Origin of the sequence: Nonomuraea endophytica (assembly GCF_014203235.1) — a bacterium.
Lineage (GTDB): Bacteria > Actinomycetota > Actinomycetes > Streptosporangiales > Streptosporangiaceae > Nonomuraea > Nonomuraea endophytica.
In genome coordinates this window covers 939,401-956,653 of sequence record NZ_JACHIN010000001.1, presented here as the reverse complement: position 1 = coordinate 956,653, position 17,253 = coordinate 939,401, and the positions used below count along the sequence as shown (strand labels likewise).

The 17,253-nt window shown below is 70.1% G+C and carries 18 protein-coding genes and 1 pseudogene; 11 read left to right on the top strand and 8 right to left on the bottom strand.

What is annotated here, in order from left to right; translation table 11 throughout:
• Nucleotides 1-173: 173 nt before the first annotated feature.
• Together HNR40_RS04630 and HNR40_RS04625 are read right to left on the bottom strand one after the other, a co-directional pair.
• A pseudogene (locus HNR40_RS04630) lies at nucleotides 174-435 on the bottom strand (transposase); the annotation flags it as partial.
• 73 nt (nucleotides 436-508) lie between these two features.
• The gene (locus HNR40_RS04625; RefSeq protein WP_184958563.1) at nucleotides 509-1,222 is read right to left on the bottom strand and encodes a MerR family transcriptional regulator; all 714 of its coding nucleotides are present in this window, start codon (nucleotides 1,220-1,222) and stop codon (nucleotides 509-511) included.
• A 60-nt stretch (nucleotides 1,223-1,282) separates the two neighbouring features.
• On the opposite strand from HNR40_RS04625, the gene HNR40_RS04620 reads away from it, so the two are divergent.
• Nucleotides 1,283-1,960 (top strand): hypothetical protein, encoded by a 678-nt coding sequence (locus tag HNR40_RS04620; protein ID WP_184958562.1) that lies wholly within the window; start codon nucleotides 1,283-1,285, stop codon nucleotides 1,958-1,960.
• A gap of 103 nt (nucleotides 1,961-2,063) precedes the next feature.
• Nucleotides 2,064-2,363: a helix-turn-helix domain-containing protein gene (locus HNR40_RS04615; RefSeq protein ID WP_184958561.1), complete on the top strand. Its 300-nt coding sequence runs from the start codon at nucleotides 2,064-2,066 to the stop codon at nucleotides 2,361-2,363.
• 332 nt (nucleotides 2,364-2,695) lie between these two features.
• On the opposite strand, the gene HNR40_RS04610 is transcribed toward HNR40_RS04615, so the two are convergent.
• Nucleotides 2,696-3,310, bottom strand: coding sequence for a GntR family transcriptional regulator (locus tag HNR40_RS04610; protein ID WP_184958560.1), 615 nt, complete (start codon nucleotides 3,308-3,310; stop codon nucleotides 2,696-2,698).
• Between the two features lie 9 nt (nucleotides 3,311-3,319).
• On the bottom strand, nucleotides 3,320-4,177 hold the full coding sequence (locus tag HNR40_RS04605) for a DMT family transporter (RefSeq protein WP_184958559.1): 858 nt from the start codon (nucleotides 4,175-4,177) through the stop codon (nucleotides 3,320-3,322).
• Nucleotides 4,178-4,258: 81 nt separating this feature from the next.
• On the opposite strand from HNR40_RS04605, the gene HNR40_RS04600 reads away from it, so the two are divergent.
• The gene (locus HNR40_RS04600; RefSeq protein ID WP_184958558.1) at nucleotides 4,259-4,636 is read left to right on the top strand and encodes a hypothetical protein; all 378 of its coding nucleotides are present in this window, start codon (nucleotides 4,259-4,261) and stop codon (nucleotides 4,634-4,636) included.
• Here HNR40_RS04600 and HNR40_RS04595 read toward each other — a convergent pair.
• Nucleotides 4,633-5,118, bottom strand: coding sequence for a GNAT family N-acetyltransferase (locus tag HNR40_RS04595; RefSeq protein WP_184958557.1), 486 nt, complete (start codon nucleotides 5,116-5,118; stop codon nucleotides 4,633-4,635). The two genes, HNR40_RS04600 and HNR40_RS04595, sit on opposite strands and share 4 nt — an antisense overlap.
• A gap of 113 nt (nucleotides 5,119-5,231) precedes the next feature.
• Here HNR40_RS04595 and HNR40_RS04590 point away from each other — a divergent pair, with 113 nt between their 5' ends.
• Both HNR40_RS04590 and HNR40_RS04585 read left to right on the top strand, forming a co-directional pair.
• Entirely contained in the window at nucleotides 5,232-5,867 is a 636-nt protein-coding gene (locus tag HNR40_RS04590) for a TetR/AcrR family transcriptional regulator (RefSeq protein ID WP_184958556.1), read from the top strand.
• 2 nt (nucleotides 5,868-5,869) lie between these two features.
• Nucleotides 5,870-6,649, top strand: coding sequence for a nucleotidyltransferase domain-containing protein (locus HNR40_RS04585; protein ID WP_221339916.1), 780 nt, complete (start codon nucleotides 5,870-5,872; stop codon nucleotides 6,647-6,649).
• A 3-nt stretch (nucleotides 6,650-6,652) separates the two neighbouring features.
• On the opposite strand, the gene HNR40_RS04580 is transcribed toward HNR40_RS04585, so the two are convergent.
• Complete coding sequence (locus tag HNR40_RS04580) at nucleotides 6,653-7,801, bottom strand: FAD-dependent monooxygenase (protein WP_184958554.1); 1,149 nt, start codon at nucleotides 7,799-7,801, stop codon at nucleotides 6,653-6,655.
• Between the two features lie 52 nt (nucleotides 7,802-7,853).
• On the bottom strand, nucleotides 7,854-10,892 hold the full coding sequence (locus HNR40_RS56080; protein ID WP_184958553.1) for an AfsR/SARP family transcriptional regulator: 3,039 nt from the start codon (nucleotides 10,890-10,892) through the stop codon (nucleotides 7,854-7,856).
• A gap of 335 nt (nucleotides 10,893-11,227) precedes the next feature.
• On the opposite strand from HNR40_RS56080, the gene HNR40_RS04570 reads away from it, so the two are divergent.
• The 6 genes from HNR40_RS04570 (at nucleotide 11,228) to rfbD (ending at nucleotide 16,662) form a co-directional block, all read left to right on the top strand.
• Entirely contained in the window at nucleotides 11,228-11,590 is a 363-nt protein-coding gene (locus HNR40_RS04570) for an MmcQ/YjbR family DNA-binding protein (protein WP_184958552.1), read from the top strand.
• 89 nt (nucleotides 11,591-11,679) lie between these two features.
• Nucleotides 11,680-12,030 carry a hypothetical protein gene (locus HNR40_RS04565; RefSeq protein ID WP_184958551.1) on the top strand — a complete coding sequence of 117 codons (351 nt, stop codon included), beginning with the start codon at nucleotides 11,680-11,682 and terminating at the stop codon, nucleotides 12,028-12,030.
• 269 nt (nucleotides 12,031-12,299) lie between these two features.
• A complete protein-coding gene (locus HNR40_RS04560) occupies nucleotides 12,300-13,754 on the top strand; it encodes a sugar transferase (protein ID WP_184958550.1) in 1,455 nt (484 codons plus the stop codon).
• A 2-nt stretch (nucleotides 13,755-13,756) separates the two neighbouring features.
• Nucleotides 13,757-14,827: a glucose-1-phosphate thymidylyltransferase gene (locus HNR40_RS04555; protein WP_184958549.1), complete on the top strand. Its 1,071-nt coding sequence runs from the start codon at nucleotides 13,757-13,759 to the stop codon at nucleotides 14,825-14,827.
• A 54-nt stretch (nucleotides 14,828-14,881) separates the two neighbouring features.
• Complete coding sequence (rfbB, locus tag HNR40_RS04550) at nucleotides 14,882-15,811, top strand: dTDP-glucose 4,6-dehydratase (protein WP_184958548.1); 930 nt, start codon at nucleotides 14,882-14,884, stop codon at nucleotides 15,809-15,811.
• On the top strand, nucleotides 15,811-16,662 hold the full coding sequence (gene rfbD / locus HNR40_RS04545) for a dTDP-4-dehydrorhamnose reductase (protein WP_184958547.1): 852 nt from the start codon (nucleotides 15,811-15,813) through the stop codon (nucleotides 16,660-16,662). Before rfbB ends, rfbD begins: the two co-directional genes overlap by 1 nt.
• Here the strand turns inward: rfbD and HNR40_RS04540 are convergent.
• Nucleotides 16,644-17,219 carry a dTDP-4-dehydrorhamnose 3,5-epimerase family protein gene (locus HNR40_RS04540; protein ID WP_184958546.1) on the bottom strand — a complete coding sequence of 192 codons (576 nt, stop codon included), beginning with the start codon at nucleotides 17,217-17,219 and terminating at the stop codon, nucleotides 16,644-16,646. The two genes, rfbD and HNR40_RS04540, sit on opposite strands and share 19 nt — an antisense overlap.
• Nucleotides 17,220-17,253: the final 34 nt, after the last annotated feature.

Sequence of the window (17,253 nt, the reverse complement as noted above, 5' to 3'; positions counted from 1 at the left end):
GGGATAACTTTGCTCGGGGTGGTGCGAGGCTGGATCGATCGTGTGGGGAATGGCTTTTGGGGGAGATTGATCTATTGTGCGCGGTGAGGGATTACTACCTTTCGTGCTTTTTCCGTCCTGGAGGATTGTCGGCCTTTCGCCCCCGAAGTGGCTGAGTGGGCGGCCACCCGTGTGTAGCGGCGGGCTTCGTTCCCTTCATCGGTCTGCTCGGCCTGCACGGAGCCGACCAGGCGGATGATGGCGGGCCGGTCGGGCGGCGCGGTGACCGATCTCCTTGTTCAGCCGTTCCTGTGGATAGATCTGTTTCTCGATCTCGCGGAGGAAGGCGGCGAACGGCAGCAGATCCTCGCTGGTGGCGTCCAGATGCTTGTACGCGGCTGGATACCTGGCCTCCAACGCGCCGATCATCCAGGCGTGCTGGGCTGACACGTACTGCCTTTGAGTCAACCGGGTTTGAGGTCTCGGCTTTTGGGCTGAGCGGCTCGGTCGATCGTGGGTCTGGGCAGGGTTACGGGGTGGCGGCGGTGACGGGTATCTCGAGCACTGTGGCTTGGGTGCCGTCGGCGTCGGTGAGGTGGTCTTCCAGGGTGGGGCCCGCGATGGTGAGGCTGTGGCGGTTTAGCCAGGCGAACAGGTCTTGCCCGGCGCGGACCACGTCTGCTGAGGATGGGACGACGGCTCGGACCACGGTGCGAGTGGGCAGGGTGATGACGTCGCCGACCTGATCGGTGGTTACCGCGGCGTGGAAGGCGCCTGTGGGTTGTTCTCGGAGCCAGGTCAGCAGGGTTTCGGGTGGTGATGGGCAGAGGGTGGTTAGTTCGGATGGGTGGTTGAGGTGCAGGTGGCGGACGCGTAAGTGGCGTGGGGGGACTTTCGCTTCCTGCGGCAGGATCGACATTGGGGTGGTGAGGTGGTCTTCGGCTTGGGCTGCGGTGGCGGCTAGGGCGGCAATGTCGTGGTGGATGTTCGTCACTATGTCGGTCAGCGCTTGACGCAGCTGGGCTTCGGGGGCTTCCAGGAGGTCGGCTATCTGGCGTAGGGGGAGGCCGAGGCGTTGTAGACCGCGGATGCGTTCGAGCCGGGACAGCTCGGCCACGCCGTACCAGCGATAGCCGGTTGTGCGGTCGACTGCGGCGGGGATGAGCAGGCCGATTTTGTCGTAGTGGCGCAGTGTGCGTTCGGAGACGCCGACCATGCGTGCCAGTTTGCCGATCCGCCACATGGCGTTGCCTCTCCCGGCTTGTTGACTCTGTCCCTGCGGCAGAGTTTTACCGTCACCGACATGACCGATTCGAACGCTCGCGGCCGGCTCATTGGCGCGCTGTTGTTGGCCTCGTTGGTAGCCATGGTCGCTGGTGCGGCTGTTGTGGTGCCATCGGGGTTGTCCCTGAGTCCGGCTGACCCCGCTGGTGTGCTTCACGCCGTACGCATGCAGGTTGGGTTGCATCTGGCTGAGCTGGCTCTTGATGTGCTGGGCTGGCTGGGCTTGTTCGCGGCGGGGCTGGTTGTGGCGGCTGGTTCGGCCCGGACGTATTTGGAGATTCTCGCTGGTGGTCTGCTGGCGGGTGCGGGGCTGGCGGGGTTGCTTCATGACGGTGGGAACCTGGCCATGACCCAACTGGCCGCCCGCCCTGCGGCTCCGGGCGTTGCCACTGTGGCGTTCGCGGTGCTGCTTACTGCCAAGTGGATGGTCAACCTTGCCGGGCTGCTGTGGGTTGCTGCCACTGTTGCTGGGGCTGTGGGGCTTGCTATGCCTGCTTGGCTTCGGGTGGTTGGCGTGGGGGCGGCGGTTGCCGGGCTGGTCGCGGTTGCGCTTCCTTGGACGACCGGGGTTGGCGGGCCTACGGTGGCGCTGGAGCGGGTTGGGTATGTGCTTCTCCTGCCGATCATGATCTGGTACGGGATCCTGGGCTGGCGGTATCTGGCTGTTCGTCCCGGGAGTGCCGCTGGGCTGGGTTGAGCGTTACTGAGGCGGCCCAGATTGCCTGCCTGGCGGTGCCAGCACCTTCGGGGGAATGTGCGCACGAGCGAAGTGAGGCTCACTCGGCGGGCGAGAAGTGGTGATGACTGAGCGGATCGCTTGGGCTGATCTGCGGGAGCGACGGCTGTCTGAGCCTGGGGCGGCGGAAGCCTACGACGCTGCCCGTCTCGCCTTTGAACTTGGTCGGGCGGTGAGAGAGATGCGGGAATCTCGTGGGTGGAGTCAGAGTGAACTGGCTCGTGCGGCGGGCCTGACACTGTCTGTCGTGGCCCGGTTCGAAGAAGGGGGCACCGTTCCGACGTTGCCGGTCCTTGGGCGGCCGGCTTGGGCTCTGGATGCCAATTTGGAGGTACGGATCAGTCCGCGCGCGTCCGCAGGTTGAGCTTGTGTTTATCGCGCGACATGAAGAGCTGTCGGCGGGAGTGCCTGGGCCGAGGTGTCTAAAGGGGTCTCGTGCCTTCGGCGGTGGTGCTTGGTTCTTCGACCCATGAACGTGATGGCGGAATGCGCAAGCCGCGCGCCGGAGGTGCGCACGATCAAGGCGTCCGAGCGGAGCGAGGCCCATTGGATCAGGGTGGGGTCCAACTGGCCAACCACCTAGCTGGGCAACGGGTGGGCCTGGGCAGGGCGTCCGACCGGAGGGAGGTCCTTCAGGGGTCGGGGCTTGGCCCGACTGGAAGAGCGCGCGGAGCGGAGCGGAGGACCTTGCTTTTGTTAGGTGCCACAGGAGTGGCTGAGGTGGGTGGCTACTGCGGCTTGGGCTGCCTCTGCTGGGCCGTTCGCTATTGCGTCCAGGAGGGCTCGGTGTTCGGTGATCAGGCGGTCGCGGTCCTTGTAGACGTCGCGTAGGCGGACTACTCCGAGCTGGGTTTCTGCGGCCAGGGCGTTGTATAGGCGGTCCAGGCGGGGGCTGCCTACTGCTTCTATCAGTGCCTGGTGAAGGGCCATGTGTTCGGCGACTATGGCCGACCATGGGGCTTCTTCTGGGAGGGACTCCAGCTTTGCCAGTGCGGATTCGGCGGCCTCTACTCTCTTGCCTGCCAACGCCTTGGCCATCAGGTCTTCCAGGGGGCGGCGGACGTACATCAGGTCGTTCAGGTCGTCGAGCGTTACCGTGCGGACTTGGGCGCTGCGGTTGCGTTCGCGGCGGAGCAGGCCCTCGTGGACCAGTACGGCCAAGGCCTCGCGAACCGTTGGGCGGGCCACGCCATATGTGGCGGCGATTTCCTGTTCGGGGAGTGGGGTGCCGGGTTCGAGTTCGCCGGACAGGATTCGGCTGCGTAGCGCTCCGGCCAGCGCGTCGACGGTGGACACGGGTCTGAACGGCACCCTGGCACTCTAGCGGCTCACCGGACGGGGTTCGGGGAGGGCTACGGTCACCAGGCTGATCGCCAGCAGGGCCAGGCCGAGGATGGAGAGCAGGGCCAGGCGTTCGCCCAGGACCACCACGCCCAGGAGGGCGGCTACGGCAGGCTCGGCCAGCGCCAGGGTGGCGGCTGTGGCTACCGGGGTGGTGCGGAGGCCTCTGCCGTACAGGAAATAGGCGAATGCGGTGGTGCCCAGGCCCAGGTAGAGGACGGCGGCGAGGCTGCTTGGGGTGGTGAGCCAGCCGACGCCCTGCCACAGGAGGATGGGGAGGACGATGACGGCGGCGCCGCCGAACATGACGCCCATCACGGCGTTGGACGGCAGGCCCTGGGAGATGGCGCGGGCGGCGGTGACCGCGTAGTACGCGTAGATGAGGCCGCCCAGCAGGGCGAACAGGATTCCGGAGAGCACCTGCCCGCCGGCCTGGGCGCCGCCGCCGGCGATGAGGGCGGCGCAGCCGGCGATCGCGGCGGTCGTGGCGGCCGACCAGCGTGCGCTGGGGCGCTGGCCGTGGAGCAGCCACGAGAGGAGGCCGGTGAAGACTGGGCCGCTGCCGATGGCGACGACGCTTCCGATCGCGACGCCGGTGCGGCTGATGGCCGCGAAGAAGCACAGCTGGTACGCCGCCACCGCCACCGCCCCCAGCAGAAGGCCCGGACGCAGGGCGGATCTCAGCTCCGACGAGGCCAGCAGGGCCAGCGCCGCGCCGCCGATGACCAGGCGGGCGGCGGCCAGGGCCACCGAGTCCGCGGAGATGAGGAGGCCGGCGGTGCCTGCCGTACCCCAGAGGACGGCGGCGCCGACAACGGCGGACGGACCATTGCGCATACCAGGATTGTCTGACAAACAGACAATCCTGTCCAGGGGATCAGGTGGCGGGAGTGACGGCGCTGATCTACGCTCGGGTGCGTGGACAGCGAGAGTCTGGCCGCGGCCGCCCTGCTCTCGGCGCTGAGCCGGGCCGCGGGAACCCTCGCCGAACTGCGTCATCCGTTCGTGCGGAGCGCCCCGTTCACCTATCTCGCCCCACCCGCCGGCGCGGTCGCGGGCACCGTGTTCACGCTGCCCGACGGGCGGGAGGTGCGTTTCGCCGTCTCGGTCGCGGTGGCCGACGGCGTGTATCGCGTGGACGGCGAGGCGATCGTGGAGGACGAGCCGCTGGTCGAGCTGCCGCGCGAAAGCGTGCCGACGGTGGAGGAGGCGCTCGTCCTGCTGGATGAGTACACGATCGAGGTGGCCGGGTCCGCGGTGCGGCTGCTCGACCGGTTATTGGAGGATCTGCGCTAGTCGGTGGCCAGGCGGGCGTGGCGTTCGACGTCGTAGCGGACGCCGTCGTAGCTGAGCTTGGCGCGCTCGATGCCCTCGGCCAGGAATCCGGCCTTGAGGGCGACCTTGCAGGAGGCGGGGTTGTTGACGCGGTGGCCGAGTTCGAGCCGGAACAGGCCGCGCTCCTTGAACGCCCACTCGGCCAGCATGGAGGTGGCGATGGCGGCCACGCCCCTGCCGCGGGCCTCGGGGACGGTCCAGTAGGAGACCCAGCCGTTGAGGTGGCGGTCGATGCCGGTGACGGCGACGTTGCCCGCGACCTGGCCGTCCAGTGTGACGGCGAACGCGTGCCCGACCCCCTCCCAGGCGGCGATCCAGCCCTGGGCGTCCTTGAGGGTGATCATCGGCCAAGGCGCCTGCCTGCGCATGTCCTCGGACTGAAAGGCTTGGAGCACCGCGGCGGCGTCCGCGTCCCGCCACTCCCGCAGCTCTATCCCTGTCAAGAAATATCCCCCCTACTGCCGACTTATACGGATATACCCCATCACAGGCGCTGACTTGAGCGGTCGCTCAGCCCCATCTACCCTGGGAAACCCACAGAGGAGTGCCGCTGCCGATGTCCACCACCACCCGCGCCAAGCTGCTCGACGCGGCCCTGGCCACGCTACGCACCCAGGGCATCGCCGGCGTCTCCGCCCGCACGATCGCCACGACCGCCGGAGTCAACCAGGCGCTGGTGTTCTACCACTTCGGCAGCGTCGACCAACTGCTCGCCGAGGCGTGCGAGACCGGCTCCACCGAGCGGGTGGCCCACTATCGCGAGCGCTTCGCCGCCGTGACGACCCTGGGCGAGCTGCTCGAACTCGGCCGCGCCATCCACGACGAGGAGCGGGAGTCCGGCAACGTCGCCGTGCTCGCGCAACTGCTGGCCGGCAGCCAGACCGACGACAAGCTGGCCCCCGCGACCGCCGCCGGCCTCAACCTGTGGGTCGTGGAGCTGGAGCTGACACTGGCGCGGGTGCTGCGCGAGACGCCGCTGGCCGAGCTGGTGGACGTGTCCGGGCTGGCGCGCTCGGTCGCCGCCGCGTTCATCGGACTGGAACTGTATGAGGGGGTCGACGCCGACGGCGCCGCGAAGGCGCTGGACTCGCTCGAACAGCTCGCCGTGCTGGTGAGCGTCCTGGACGAGATGGGCCCTCTGGTACGGCGGGCCGTACGCGGCAGGCTGCGCAAGGCGGCGGCGCGCGGATGATCGTGCCGGAGGTCCGACGCTACGTCTCGATAGCCGACCGCCTGCTCCCCGGCCGGATCACCGGCTTCTACGTGGTCGGTTCCACCGCGCTCGGCGCCTTCCGCCGGGGCCGCAGCGACATCGACTTCGTGGCCGTCACCGAGGGCACGGTCAGCCTCCCCCGCCTGCGCGCCCTGCAATGGACGGCCAACACCCCGGACGGCCTGCGCCAGCTGGCTCGCGGAAACTGGGCGATCCCGGGCACCGTCAACGGCGTGTTCGTCCCCCGCGAGGAACTCACCCGGCCGGTCACCCTGATCAGGCCCGTCGCCTCCCACAGCGGCTCCGACTTCAGGGCCGGCGCCGCCTTCGACGTGAACCCGGTCACCTGGAAGATCCTGCGCGAACACGGCATCCCGGTACGCGGCGCCGAACCCGCCGAGCTGGGCCTCGACCCGGAGCCCGCGCGGCTGAAGGAATGGAACCTGGCGAACCTGCGCGGCTACTGGAAGGGCCTGGCGGAGCGGACGGCCCGCCGCGCGAAGCCGTCGCTGGTCGCGCGGAAGACGGGCATGGCCTGGACGGCGCTGGGACCGCCGCGGCTGCACCACACGATCGCCACCGGCGGGGTGATCTCGAAGGAGGCCGCGGGCGAGTACGCGCTGGACGTCTTCGACGCCCGCTGGCACCCTTTCCTGCGCGACGCCCTCGCCTATTGGCGCGGCGGCCCGCCCGCCGCGGTGCGCCACCGCGAGGCCGCGGAGTTCGTCCTTCACGTGATCGCCGACGCCGAGCGCCTGTGAGGCTTAGACCAGGCTGGAGTAGTCCTTCAGCTCGATGTCCGTGGCCGCCTTGTCGCCCATCTTCGTCATGGCCGCCAGCAGGAAGCGGTACTTGAAGATCCAGTTGCGCATCCTGATGCCGCGCCTGGTGGCCGGCGCCAGGTATCGCCCGGCGTTGCCGTTGCGCGCGATCTTGGCGTAGTCGCGGAAGGCGTCCTCATAGGCCTGGTAGGCGGTCCGGTGGTCGCCGCCGGCCGAGGCCAGCTCGCCCGCCAGCACATACGCCGCGACCATCGCCAGACCGGAGCCGAATCCGCCCAGCGTGTTGCCATAGGCGGCGTCGCCGATCAGCACCACGCGGCCCTTGGCGTAGTGGTCCAGGCGGACCTGGCTGATCGAGTCGAGGTAGACGTCCTCGGCCGCGGCCAGGACCTCCGCGCTCCGCCAGCCCATCCCGCGGCAGTTCTCCCGCAGCACCCGCTTCATGTCCGCGGCGGAGTGGCGGTCATAGGTCAGTTCGCCCGCGGCGAAGACGAACATCGCCCCGGCCTTGGGCCCGCCCGTGGCCAGCATCCGGCCCGGCTCGTTGTACATCTGCCCCGGCCCCTCGAACCGCTCCGGCAGGTCGGCCAGCGCGTAGTAGTGGCCCAGATGGGTGACGTAGTCGGACTCGGGGCCGAAGGCCAGCCTGCGCACGTTGGAGTGGATGCCGTCCGCGCCCACGACCAGGTCGTAGGTGCGCGGTGCGCCCCGCTCGAAGGTGACGTGCACGCCGCCCCCGGTCTCGGTCAGCGAGGTGATGGAGTCGCCGAAGACGTACTGCGCGCCGGCCTTCGCGCTGATGTCGTACAGGATGCGGGCCAGGTCGCCACGCTTGATCTCCAGGTCGCCGCCGGTGAACGAGCCGGGGATGACCGCCAGCTCGCGGCCGTTCGCGTCGACGATGTGCTGGTCGGTGCCGCCGGTCTGCTGCCGCCGCACCTCCTCCAGGATGCCGGTGCGCTCCAGCACGAGCAGGTGCGTGTCGCCCTTGAAGTCGACGGCCTGGCCGCCGGAGCGCAGTTCGGGCGACTTCTCCACGACGGTGACGTTGAAGCCGTAACTAGCCAGCCAGTAGGCGAGGGCGGGGCCGCCGATGCTCGCGCCGGAGATGAGGACGTTGGTGTTCTTCATGTCCACGAGCTTCGGCGGGGGCGCTGACAGTCCGGCGACGGCCGGCTGACGGTCACGACAGCACTGTCAGCGCCTCGTCCCTGCTCAGCGCCGCGCCCTTCGCGTACTGCGTGGCGAACCGCTCGGCGCCGATCGCCAGCGTCGCCGCCGCGGCCACCTCGGCCACGGCGCGGTCGCCGGTCACGGCCATGCCGCGCAGCGCCACGGCCGCGCCCAGGAGGTAGGCGGCACGCTCCGCCGTACCGTCGAGAAGGGCGAGGCCGGCGTGGCCCTCGACCACGGTGGCCAGGTCGCCGGCCAGCGAGCGCGAGATGCCGGTGAGCGCCTCGGCGTGCAGCGCGCGCGCCCGCTCGGGGTCGCCGTCCCGCACGGCCAGGCGCGCCAGAGCGGTCTGCGCGAACGGCCGCAGGCCCTCGGTGACGTAGACGCCGGGCTGGGTGACGGTCAGCACGCTTTCGTAGTGTGCGCGGGCCGCGGCCAGGTCGCCGCGCACGTCGGCCAGCTCGCCCAGCGTGAACTCCACGGTCGCCGGCCGCCCGGTCGTGCGCGCCAGCTCGGCGGCCCTGGCCAGGTCGGCGGCGGCCGCGTCCTGGTCGCCCTCGCGCAGCAGCCCGCCGGCCCGGCGGCACAGGATGTCCACGACCTCGTCGTCGGCGCCCAGCTCGCCGAGCAGGTCGAGGGCCCGCTGCCACAGCTCGCGCGCCCGCGCCCATTCGCCGCGCCAGCTCGCCAGCGTCGCCAGCGACTCCAGGCCCTGCGCCATGCCCCACCGCTCGCCCACGGCGGTGAAGCTGGCCAGCGCCGACTCCAGCCCGCGCTCGGCCTCGGCCAGCCGCCCGTCGAGCTGGTGGATCAGCGCCTCGCCGAGCACGGACACCGCCCTGCTCCACGGCTCGGGACCGAGCATCCGCTCGCGCCGCCGCCGCTCGACGCCGGCGCCGCCGGGCCCCGCGACCATGCCCCACAGGACGGTGCCGAACGGGTAGCGCAGCGTGCGGTCCAGCGTGTTCATGATCGCCTCCGCCCGCGCCCACTGCTCCTGCCGCACATCCGGTACGGCCAGCAGCACGCACAGCACGTACTCCTCACCCAGCTCGGCCGGAGGCTCACCCACCTGGTCCAGCAGCTCCCGCGCCGACGCGGCTGCCTGCCCGCGCCGCCCGCTCAGGAACCAGTAGGCCGCCTGCGCCCCGGCCAGCCGCAGCCCCATCCCGGGATCGTGGTGGACGGCATGCCGCAGCGCCGCCTGCAGGTTGGCCTGCTCGGCGGAGAGCCGGGCCAGCCAGTCGAGCTGCTCGGCCCGCAGCAGCCAGGGGTCGGCTTCCCGCACCAGTTCCAGAAAATAGGCGGCATGCACGTCCCGGGCGGTATCGCCGGCCTCCTCCAGCTTCTCCGCGCAGAACAGGCGGACCGTCTCGTACATCCGGTACCGCCCGTCGGCCGCCTCCACGAACGACTTGTCCACCAGGTCGGCCAGCACCTCGCCGTCGCCGCAGACCCGCTCGACCGCCTCCAGCCCGGCCCCGCCCGCGAACACGCTCAGCCGCCTGGCCACCACCTGCTCCTCCTCGCTGAGCAGGCTCCAGCTCCAGTCGACGACCGCGTGCAGCGTCCGGTGCCTGGCCGCGGCGGTCCGGTCGCCGCGCGAGAGCAGCTTGAACCGGCCGTGCTCGGCCAGCCGCGCGGCGATCTCCGCCACGGTGAAGGAACGCAGGCGCGCCGCGGCCAGTTCGATGGCCAGCGGCGAGCCGTCGAGCGCCGTGCAGATCTCCACGACCTCGGGGCCGGGCTCGAACCCGGGGCGCACCGCCGAGGCCCGCTCGGTGAACAGTCGCACGGCCGGGGCCCGGGTCCACTCGCCGGGCGCCGCCCCGGCGGGCGGCAGCGCCAGCGGGGCCAGCGGGACCAGCACCTCACCGGTCAGCCCGAGCGGCTCGCGGCTGGTGGCCAGCACGGACAGCTTCGGACAGGCGTCGAGCAGCCGCCTGGTCAGCAGCGCGGCCGCGGCGACCACGTGCTCGCAGTTGTCCAGGACGAGCAGCAGGTCCCGGTCGGCCAGCGCGGACACGATCCGCTCGACGGGGTCCTGCGGCTGGAGCAGCCCCAGCCCGGTCTCGCGCACGCCCAGCGCGCCCATCACCGCGTGCGGGACCAGCCCGTCGTCGGCCACCGCCGACAGGTCGACGAAGCAGACGTCCCGGCCGCCCCGCCGGGCGGACTCCAACGCCAGGCGCGTCTTGCCGGTGCCACCAGGGCCGGTGATCGTGACCAGCCGGTCGGTGAGGGTGGCGAGCCGGTCCAGTTCGGCCTCGCGGCCGACGAAGCTGGTCAGGGGAGCGGGCAGCCTGCGGCTCGCGCGGGGGGCGACGGCGCGCAGCATCGCCAGGTGGAGTTCGGCCAGCTCCGGCGAGGGGTCGGCGCCCAGCTCGTCGGCCAGCAGCCTGCGTCCCTCCTCGAAGACCTCCAGGGCCGCGGCCTGCTGGCCGCCCGCGTGCAGCGCGCGCATGAGCTGGCCGCGCAGCCGCTCGCGCAACGGGTGCGCGGAGACGAGCTGCCGCAGGGAACCGACTGACGTGCCCGCGGGGAGTGCCAGTTCGGCCTCGATCAGGTCTTCCGTCGCGGCCAGCCGTACCTCGTCGAGGCGGGCGACCTGCGCGCCGGCGTGGGCCACCTCCGGCAGGGCGGGGCCGCGCCACAGCGCGAGGGCCTGCCGGAGCGTGGCGGCGGCACGCTCGGGCTGGGCGGCGGCCAGCAGCGCGCGGCCCTCGGCGGCCAGGTGCTCGAAGCGGTGGGCGTCCACGTCGTCGGGGTCGACCGCGAGCCGATAGCCGCTGCCGTGGAACTCGATCAGGTCGGGCGGGAGCTGCCGCCGCAACCGGGAGACCTGGGCCTGGATCGCGTTGACCGCGCCGGCCGGCGGGTTCTCGCCCCACTGGCCGTCGATGAGCCGCTCGGTGCTGACCAGCCTGCCCGCGTCCAGCAGGAGAAGGGCCAGCAACGCTCTGGGACGCGGGCCGCCGAGCGCGACGGGTGCGCCGTCCTCGCCCCTGACCTCCAACGGCCCCAGGACTCCGAACCGGGGAGCCGACATGCCCCCAGCCTACTGACTGCCATAAATCCCCAATGGCGAAGTTCGGGGTGTCGCGCGGCTCGGGCTCTACCGCGTCGTGGCCCCGTGCCGCTGGCGAACCTCCGCCCACCGCAGGTCGACCAGCTTGAGCTCGCCACAGGCCGGGATGCGCCAGGCGCACCAGGAGTCGGCGCTGGCGTGGACGACGTGCTAGCCAGGCGGTCGCGGTCGCCGGTCCGGTCCCAGGCTCGCCGGTGGGCCAGGCTCGGGGCATCTACCAGGGGGCTCAGGGTGACAAAGGGTGCTTCTCGCCTTCGATCCGGCAAATGTCGGGCGGCTCTGCTAGACCTGTGGGCATGGGCGTAACCGTTGACGAGTTCCTGGAGTTGCTCCATCGGCTGCCCGAGCACGAGCTCGGCGACGGCGGCGAGTGGACGAGCACGAAGGTCCGCGGGCGCGGTTTCGGCTACCTGTGGGAGCGCACGCGGACGGTCGGGCTCAAGGCCACCATCGAGGAGCAGCTCGCGCTCGTGGCCGAGCGGCCCGAGGTGTTCGAGGTGCAGTTCACGGCCGGGCGGTTCGGCTGGGTCGTGGTGCACCTGGACCGGATCGACGCCGACGAGCTGTGGGAGCTGGTCGCCGAGGCGTGGTGCCTGACGGCGCCGCAGGAGATGGTGACGGCGTTCGAGGCCACGCTGGGGCTGGTCGACAGCCCATGATCGCCGGCACACGGTTCACGATGGCCCCATAAGCACGTATAAGCGCAGACCCTTGCGGGACGAGGTCCCGAGTCGCGAGAATCGCGCCCATGCACGGCAACCCGATGCCGGACTCCTACGTGTACGTAACCGAGGAGGGCGTCACCCGTCACTACGCCGACGGCAGCGTGGAAGCGCTGGCGTGGGAGGACGTGGTCGAGGTGAGGGTTGTCACCGAGCCCGGGGCCGACGTCCTCTATATCCTGCTGGATCGTGACGGCGAGGGCTGCGTCGTGCCGAGGTCGGCGACCGATGCCACGTTCCTTGCGCGCCTGCGCTATCTGCCGGATTTCGATCTTGACCGACTGACCGTCGCGGCCGAGTCGGTGCACGACGGGGTTGTGGTCGTGTGGCGCAGTCCGGATCCGCCGTCCGCATTGCCAGATCTTGAGTATGACTAGATCCTGAATTCTGGCCCTATCGCTGGGTTTCCAGTGGTCAAACAGACATTTCTCCTGTTCCTCGCTGCATCTTTGGACCGTTCCGTCAAGGTCTGAAATCTGCGCCCTGGCGTCCGATTGTGGACATAGTGCGTTATTCCCCAGCATGGAATCGATCTTTACTCTTTAGTGGGGGCCGCCGCCCTTGAGTTCATGTGGGATGTGGGTAAACCCATGCGCTTCAAGGAACGTCACGTTATTGCGGTGCCGAGAGTTGCAGGTGGGGTGTTATGAGGGTGGGGATAGGGGAGTCCGATGTCGTGCTCCTCCATGCCGTGCCGCGTCACGCATCCAGTATCTGGACGCGGGCGTATCTACGGCTCTTATTACTGGGCGACGTCGCCTGCGCGGTGGTCTGCTGTGCCTTCGTGTTCGGGGTACGGCTGGGCTTCGGCGCGTACATTCCGGCGGAGGAGTTCGCGCTGGGCGTCGGGCTGCTGGTGGCCTGGCCACTGGCCCTGATGCTGGGCGGCGCGTACCGTCAGCGAGCCCACGGCGAGGGCACTGACGAGTTCCGCGCGGTGTTCAACGGCGGTGTCGGGCTGATGGCCGCGGTGGCCATCGGCGCCTACGCCACCCAGACGGCCGTCGCGAGAAGCTTCGTCATGGCCACGCTGCCGCTGGCCATCATGGCCACGCTGTTCTTCCGCTACCGGATGCGCAAACGCCTGCACAGCAGGCGGGCGGTCGGCGACTACATGCGCCACGTCGTCGCGGTCGGCCACCGGGAGGCCGTGATCGACCTGGTGGTGACCTTCCGCCGCCAGCCGCACCACGGCATGGTGGTCGTGGGCGCGTGCCTGCCGCCGGGCGCGATGGACGCCGACCTCGAGGGGACGCCGGTGCTCGGCTCCTTCTCCGACGTGGCCGACGTCGTGGCCAAGGTCGGGGCGGACGCCGTCGCGGTGCTGGCCTGTCCCGAACTCGACGGGACCACGCTGCGCAGGATGGCGTGGAGCCTGGAGACGGCCAGGACCGATCTGTTCGTGGCTCCGGCGCTCATGGAGGTGGCCGGCCCGCGCATCAGCATCCGGCCGGTCGCCGGGATGCCGCTGCTGCACCTGGAGCATCCGGAGTTCGGCGGGGCCAGACGGGTGGTGAAGAACGCCTTCGACCGGGTGGTCGCGGCGCTCGCCGTGCTGCTGCTGTCGATTCCGCTGCTGGGCATCGCGCTCGCGATCCGGCTTACCAGTCCGGGGCCCGCGTTGTTCCGCCAGACCCGGGTGGGCAGGGACGGCACAACCTTCCAGGTCCTGAAATTTCGGACCATGGTGGTAAATGCGGAACAACTCAAAGACACGCTTCTCGACGAGAACGAGTTCGACGGCGTGCTCTTCAAGATTAGGAACGATCCACGGATCACCCGGGTAGGCGCTTTCCTGCGCCGCTACTCGATCGACGAGCTGCCCCAGCTGCTCAACGTCGTCGCCGGGGACATGTCGCTGGTCGGCCCGCGCCCGCCGCTGCCGGAAGAGGTCGCCAGGTACGGCATAGACGTACGCCGGCGCCTGGTCGTCAAGCCGGGTATGACCGGATTGTGGCAGGTCAGTGGCCGTTCCGACCTAACCTGGGAGGAGTCGGTACGGCTCGACCTCAGGTACGTCGAGAACTGGTCGCTCATCCTCGACCTGCAGATCCTCTGGAAGACCTGGTCGGTCGTCACCCGTGGAGAAGGGGCCTACTAGCCGTGAAAGCACTCGTCCTCGCCGGAGGGTCGGGGACCCGGCTCAGGCCGATCACCCACACCTCGGCCAAGCAACTGGTGCCCGTCGCCAACAAGCCGGTCCTGTTCTACGGGCTGGAGGCGATCGCCGCGGCGGGCATCCGGGAGCTGGGCATCGTGGTCGGTGACACGCACGCCGAGATCGAGGCGGCCGTCGGCGACGGCTCCGCGTTCGGGCTGGAGGTCACCTACCTTCGGCAGGAGGCGCCGCTCGGGCTGGCGCACGCGGTGCTGATCGCCCGCGACTTCCTGGGCGACGACGATTTCGTCATGTACCTGGGCGACAACTTCATCGTCGGCGGCATCAGCGACATCGTGTCCGGATTTATGGCCAAAAAGCCGGACGCGCAGATCATGCTGACCCGGGTCGGCGACCCCCGCCAGTTCGGCGTCGCCGAACTCCACCCCGACGGCGGCGTCAAGAGCCTGGAGGAGAAGCCGCAACACCCCAAGAGCGACCTGGCCCTGGTCGGCGTCTACCTCTTCACCGCCGCCGTGCACGAGGCGGTGGCCGAGCTCAAGCCGTCCTGGCGCGGTGAGCTGGAGATCACCGACGCCATCCAGTGGCTCATCGACCGGGGCTACCACGTGGAGTCCACGACCATCACCGGCTACTGGAAGGACACCGGCAACGTCGAGGACATGCTGGAGGTCAACCGGCTGGTGCTGGAGTCGATGGAGCCTGCCGTACAGGGGGAGAGCCTGGACAGCGAGCTCATCGGACGGGTGCGGCTGGAGCCCGGCGCCCGCGTGGAACGCTCGCGCATCGTCGGGCCCGCCGTCATCGGGGCGGGCGCGCGCGTCGCCGACAGCTACGTCGGCCCCTTCACCTCGATCGGCGCCGACTGCGTGATCGCCGACAGCGAGATCGAGTACTCCATCGTGCTGCCCAGGGCCTCCATCGAGGGCGTGCGGCGCATCGAGGCCTCACTCATCGGCCACGACGTCCAGGTCACCCCCGCCCCGAACACCCCCCGAGCCCACCGCCTCGTGCTGGGCGATCACAGCAAGGTCCAAATCCATGATCGAACGTAGTGAGAGAATAATTAGACACAGCATGAAATTCATGAGCTCGATGGAGTCGAGCTCATGAAGATTCTGATTACCGGGGGAGCGGGGTTCATCGGCTCGGCGTACGCGCGCATGTGCGTGGACGACCGGGCCGAGATCACCGTCCTCGACAAGCTCACCTACGCCGGCGACCGGCGCAACCTCGACGAGGTGCGCCACACGTTCGTGCACGGCGACATCTGCGACGGCGCCCTGCTCGACGAGGTGGTGCCCGGCCACGACCTGGTGGTGAACTTCGCCGCCGAGTCCCATGTGGACCGCTCTATCGACGGCGCCGCCGAGTTCGTGCGCACCAACGTGCTCGGCACCCAGGCGCTGCTCGACGCCTGCCTCAGAGCCGGCACGCGCAAGGTGGTCCAGGTCTCCACCGACGAGGTCTACGGCTCGGTGGACATCGGCTCGTGGACCGAGGACGCGCCGTTGCAGCCCCGCTCGCCGTACGCGGCGGCGAAGGCCGGCGGCGACCTGATCGCCCGCGCCTACGCCATCACCCACGGCCTGGACGTCTCCATCACCCGCTGCGGCAACAACTACGGCCCGCGCCAGTACCCGGAGAAGCTCATCCCGCTCTTCGTGACGAACCTCCTGAAAAACCAGAAGGTCCCGCTGTACGGCGACGGCGGCAACGTCCGCGACTGGGTCCACGTGAGCGACCACTGCGCCGGCATCCGGCTCGTGGCGGAGAAGGGCGAGGCGGGCGAGGTCTACCACATCGCCGGCACCGCGGAACTGACCAACGCGGAGCTGACCGGCCGCCTGCTCGAAGCCTGCGGCAAGGACTGGGACATGGTCGAGTACGTGACCGACCGCAAGGGCCACGACCGGCGCTACTCGCTCGACGACTCCAAGCTGCGCGCGCTCGGCTACCGGCCCGAGGTCGCCTTCGACCAGGGCCTGAAGGACACCGTCCGCTGGTACGCCGAGCACGGGAGCCGGTGGAGCGACTGATGCGCTGGCTGATCACCGGTGGCGGCGGCATGCTCGCCACCGACGTGCTGGAGCGGGTCGCGCTCACCGGGGAGCCGGTGATCGCCCTCACCCGCGCCGACCTCGACCTGTCCGAGCCGCGCGCGGTGCGCGACTTCGTCTGCGCCTACCGGCCCAGAGTGGTGGTCAACTGCGCCGCCTGGACGGCCGTGGACGACGCCGAGAAGCACGAGGACGAGGCCCTGGCGGTCAACGGGACGGCGGTCGAGGTGCTGGCCGACGCCTGCGTGCGGGCCGGGGCCCGATTAGTCCAGCTCTCGACGGACTACGTCTTCGACGGGCGGTCGGCGCGGCCGTACCGGGAGGACGACGAACCGAATCCGCTCAACGCCTACGGGCGCGGCAAGCTCGCCGGCGAGGTCGCCGCCGCAGGCCACTACGTGGTCCGCACCGCCTGGTTGTACGGCGCGGCCGGCCGTAACTTCGTCAAGACCATGATCCGCCTGGCCGGTGAGCGCGAGTTCGTGAACGTGGTCGACGACCAGCGCGGCCAGCCCACCTGGACGGCCGACCTGGCCGACTACCTCGTCCGGCTGGCCCAGTCCGACCAGCCGCCGGGCGTCTACCACGGCACCAGCGCCGGCGAGACCACCTGGTACGGCTTCGCCCGCGAGATCTTCACGCTGCTCGGCACGAGCCCGGATCGGGTGCGGCCGATCACCACGGCCGACTACCCGATGCCCGCCGTGCGCCCGGCCAACAGCCTGCTCGCCAGCACCAGAGGCGAGCAGCTACGCGACTGGCGAGCCGCGCTCCACGCCGCCTGGCCGGTGCTGGCCACGAGAGCTGGTCATCAGTGCAGTCCCGCGTAGAACTTCTGGCACGCGGCGTAGGAAGGCAGGAGCCCGGACTCCAGCGCCGCCTTCAGCGTGGGCGCGGCCGCGTCCTTGTCCGACAGCAGCGGCTCGTCCACCGGCCACGTGATGCCCAGGTCGGGGTCGAGGGGGTGGACGCCGTGCTCGCCGCCCGGGTTGTAGCCGGAGGAGCACAGGTAGAGCACCGTGGCCTGCTCGCTGAGCGCGAGGAAGGCGTGGCCGAGCCCTTCGGCGATGAGCACGGCCCGGCGCTCGTCGGAGTCGAGCCGCACGGCCTCCCACCGGCCGAAGTCGGGGGAGCCCTCGCGCAGGTCCACGACGACATCGAGGATCGCGCCGGACACGCACATCACGTATTTCGCCTGTCCGGGCGGCACGTCGGCGAAGTGCACGCCCCGCAGGACGCCCGCCTTGGAGACCGAGCAGTTGACCTGCACGGTGTCGAAGGGTCTGGGCAGGTCGGCGGTCCGGTAGGCCTCCAGGAAGGCGCCGCGAGGGTCGGCGTGGACGCGCGGGGTGAACTCCCACGCACCGTCGATGCTCAGGGGCTTCATGGGGCGCAGCATCACACAAACACTCCTGAAAGGG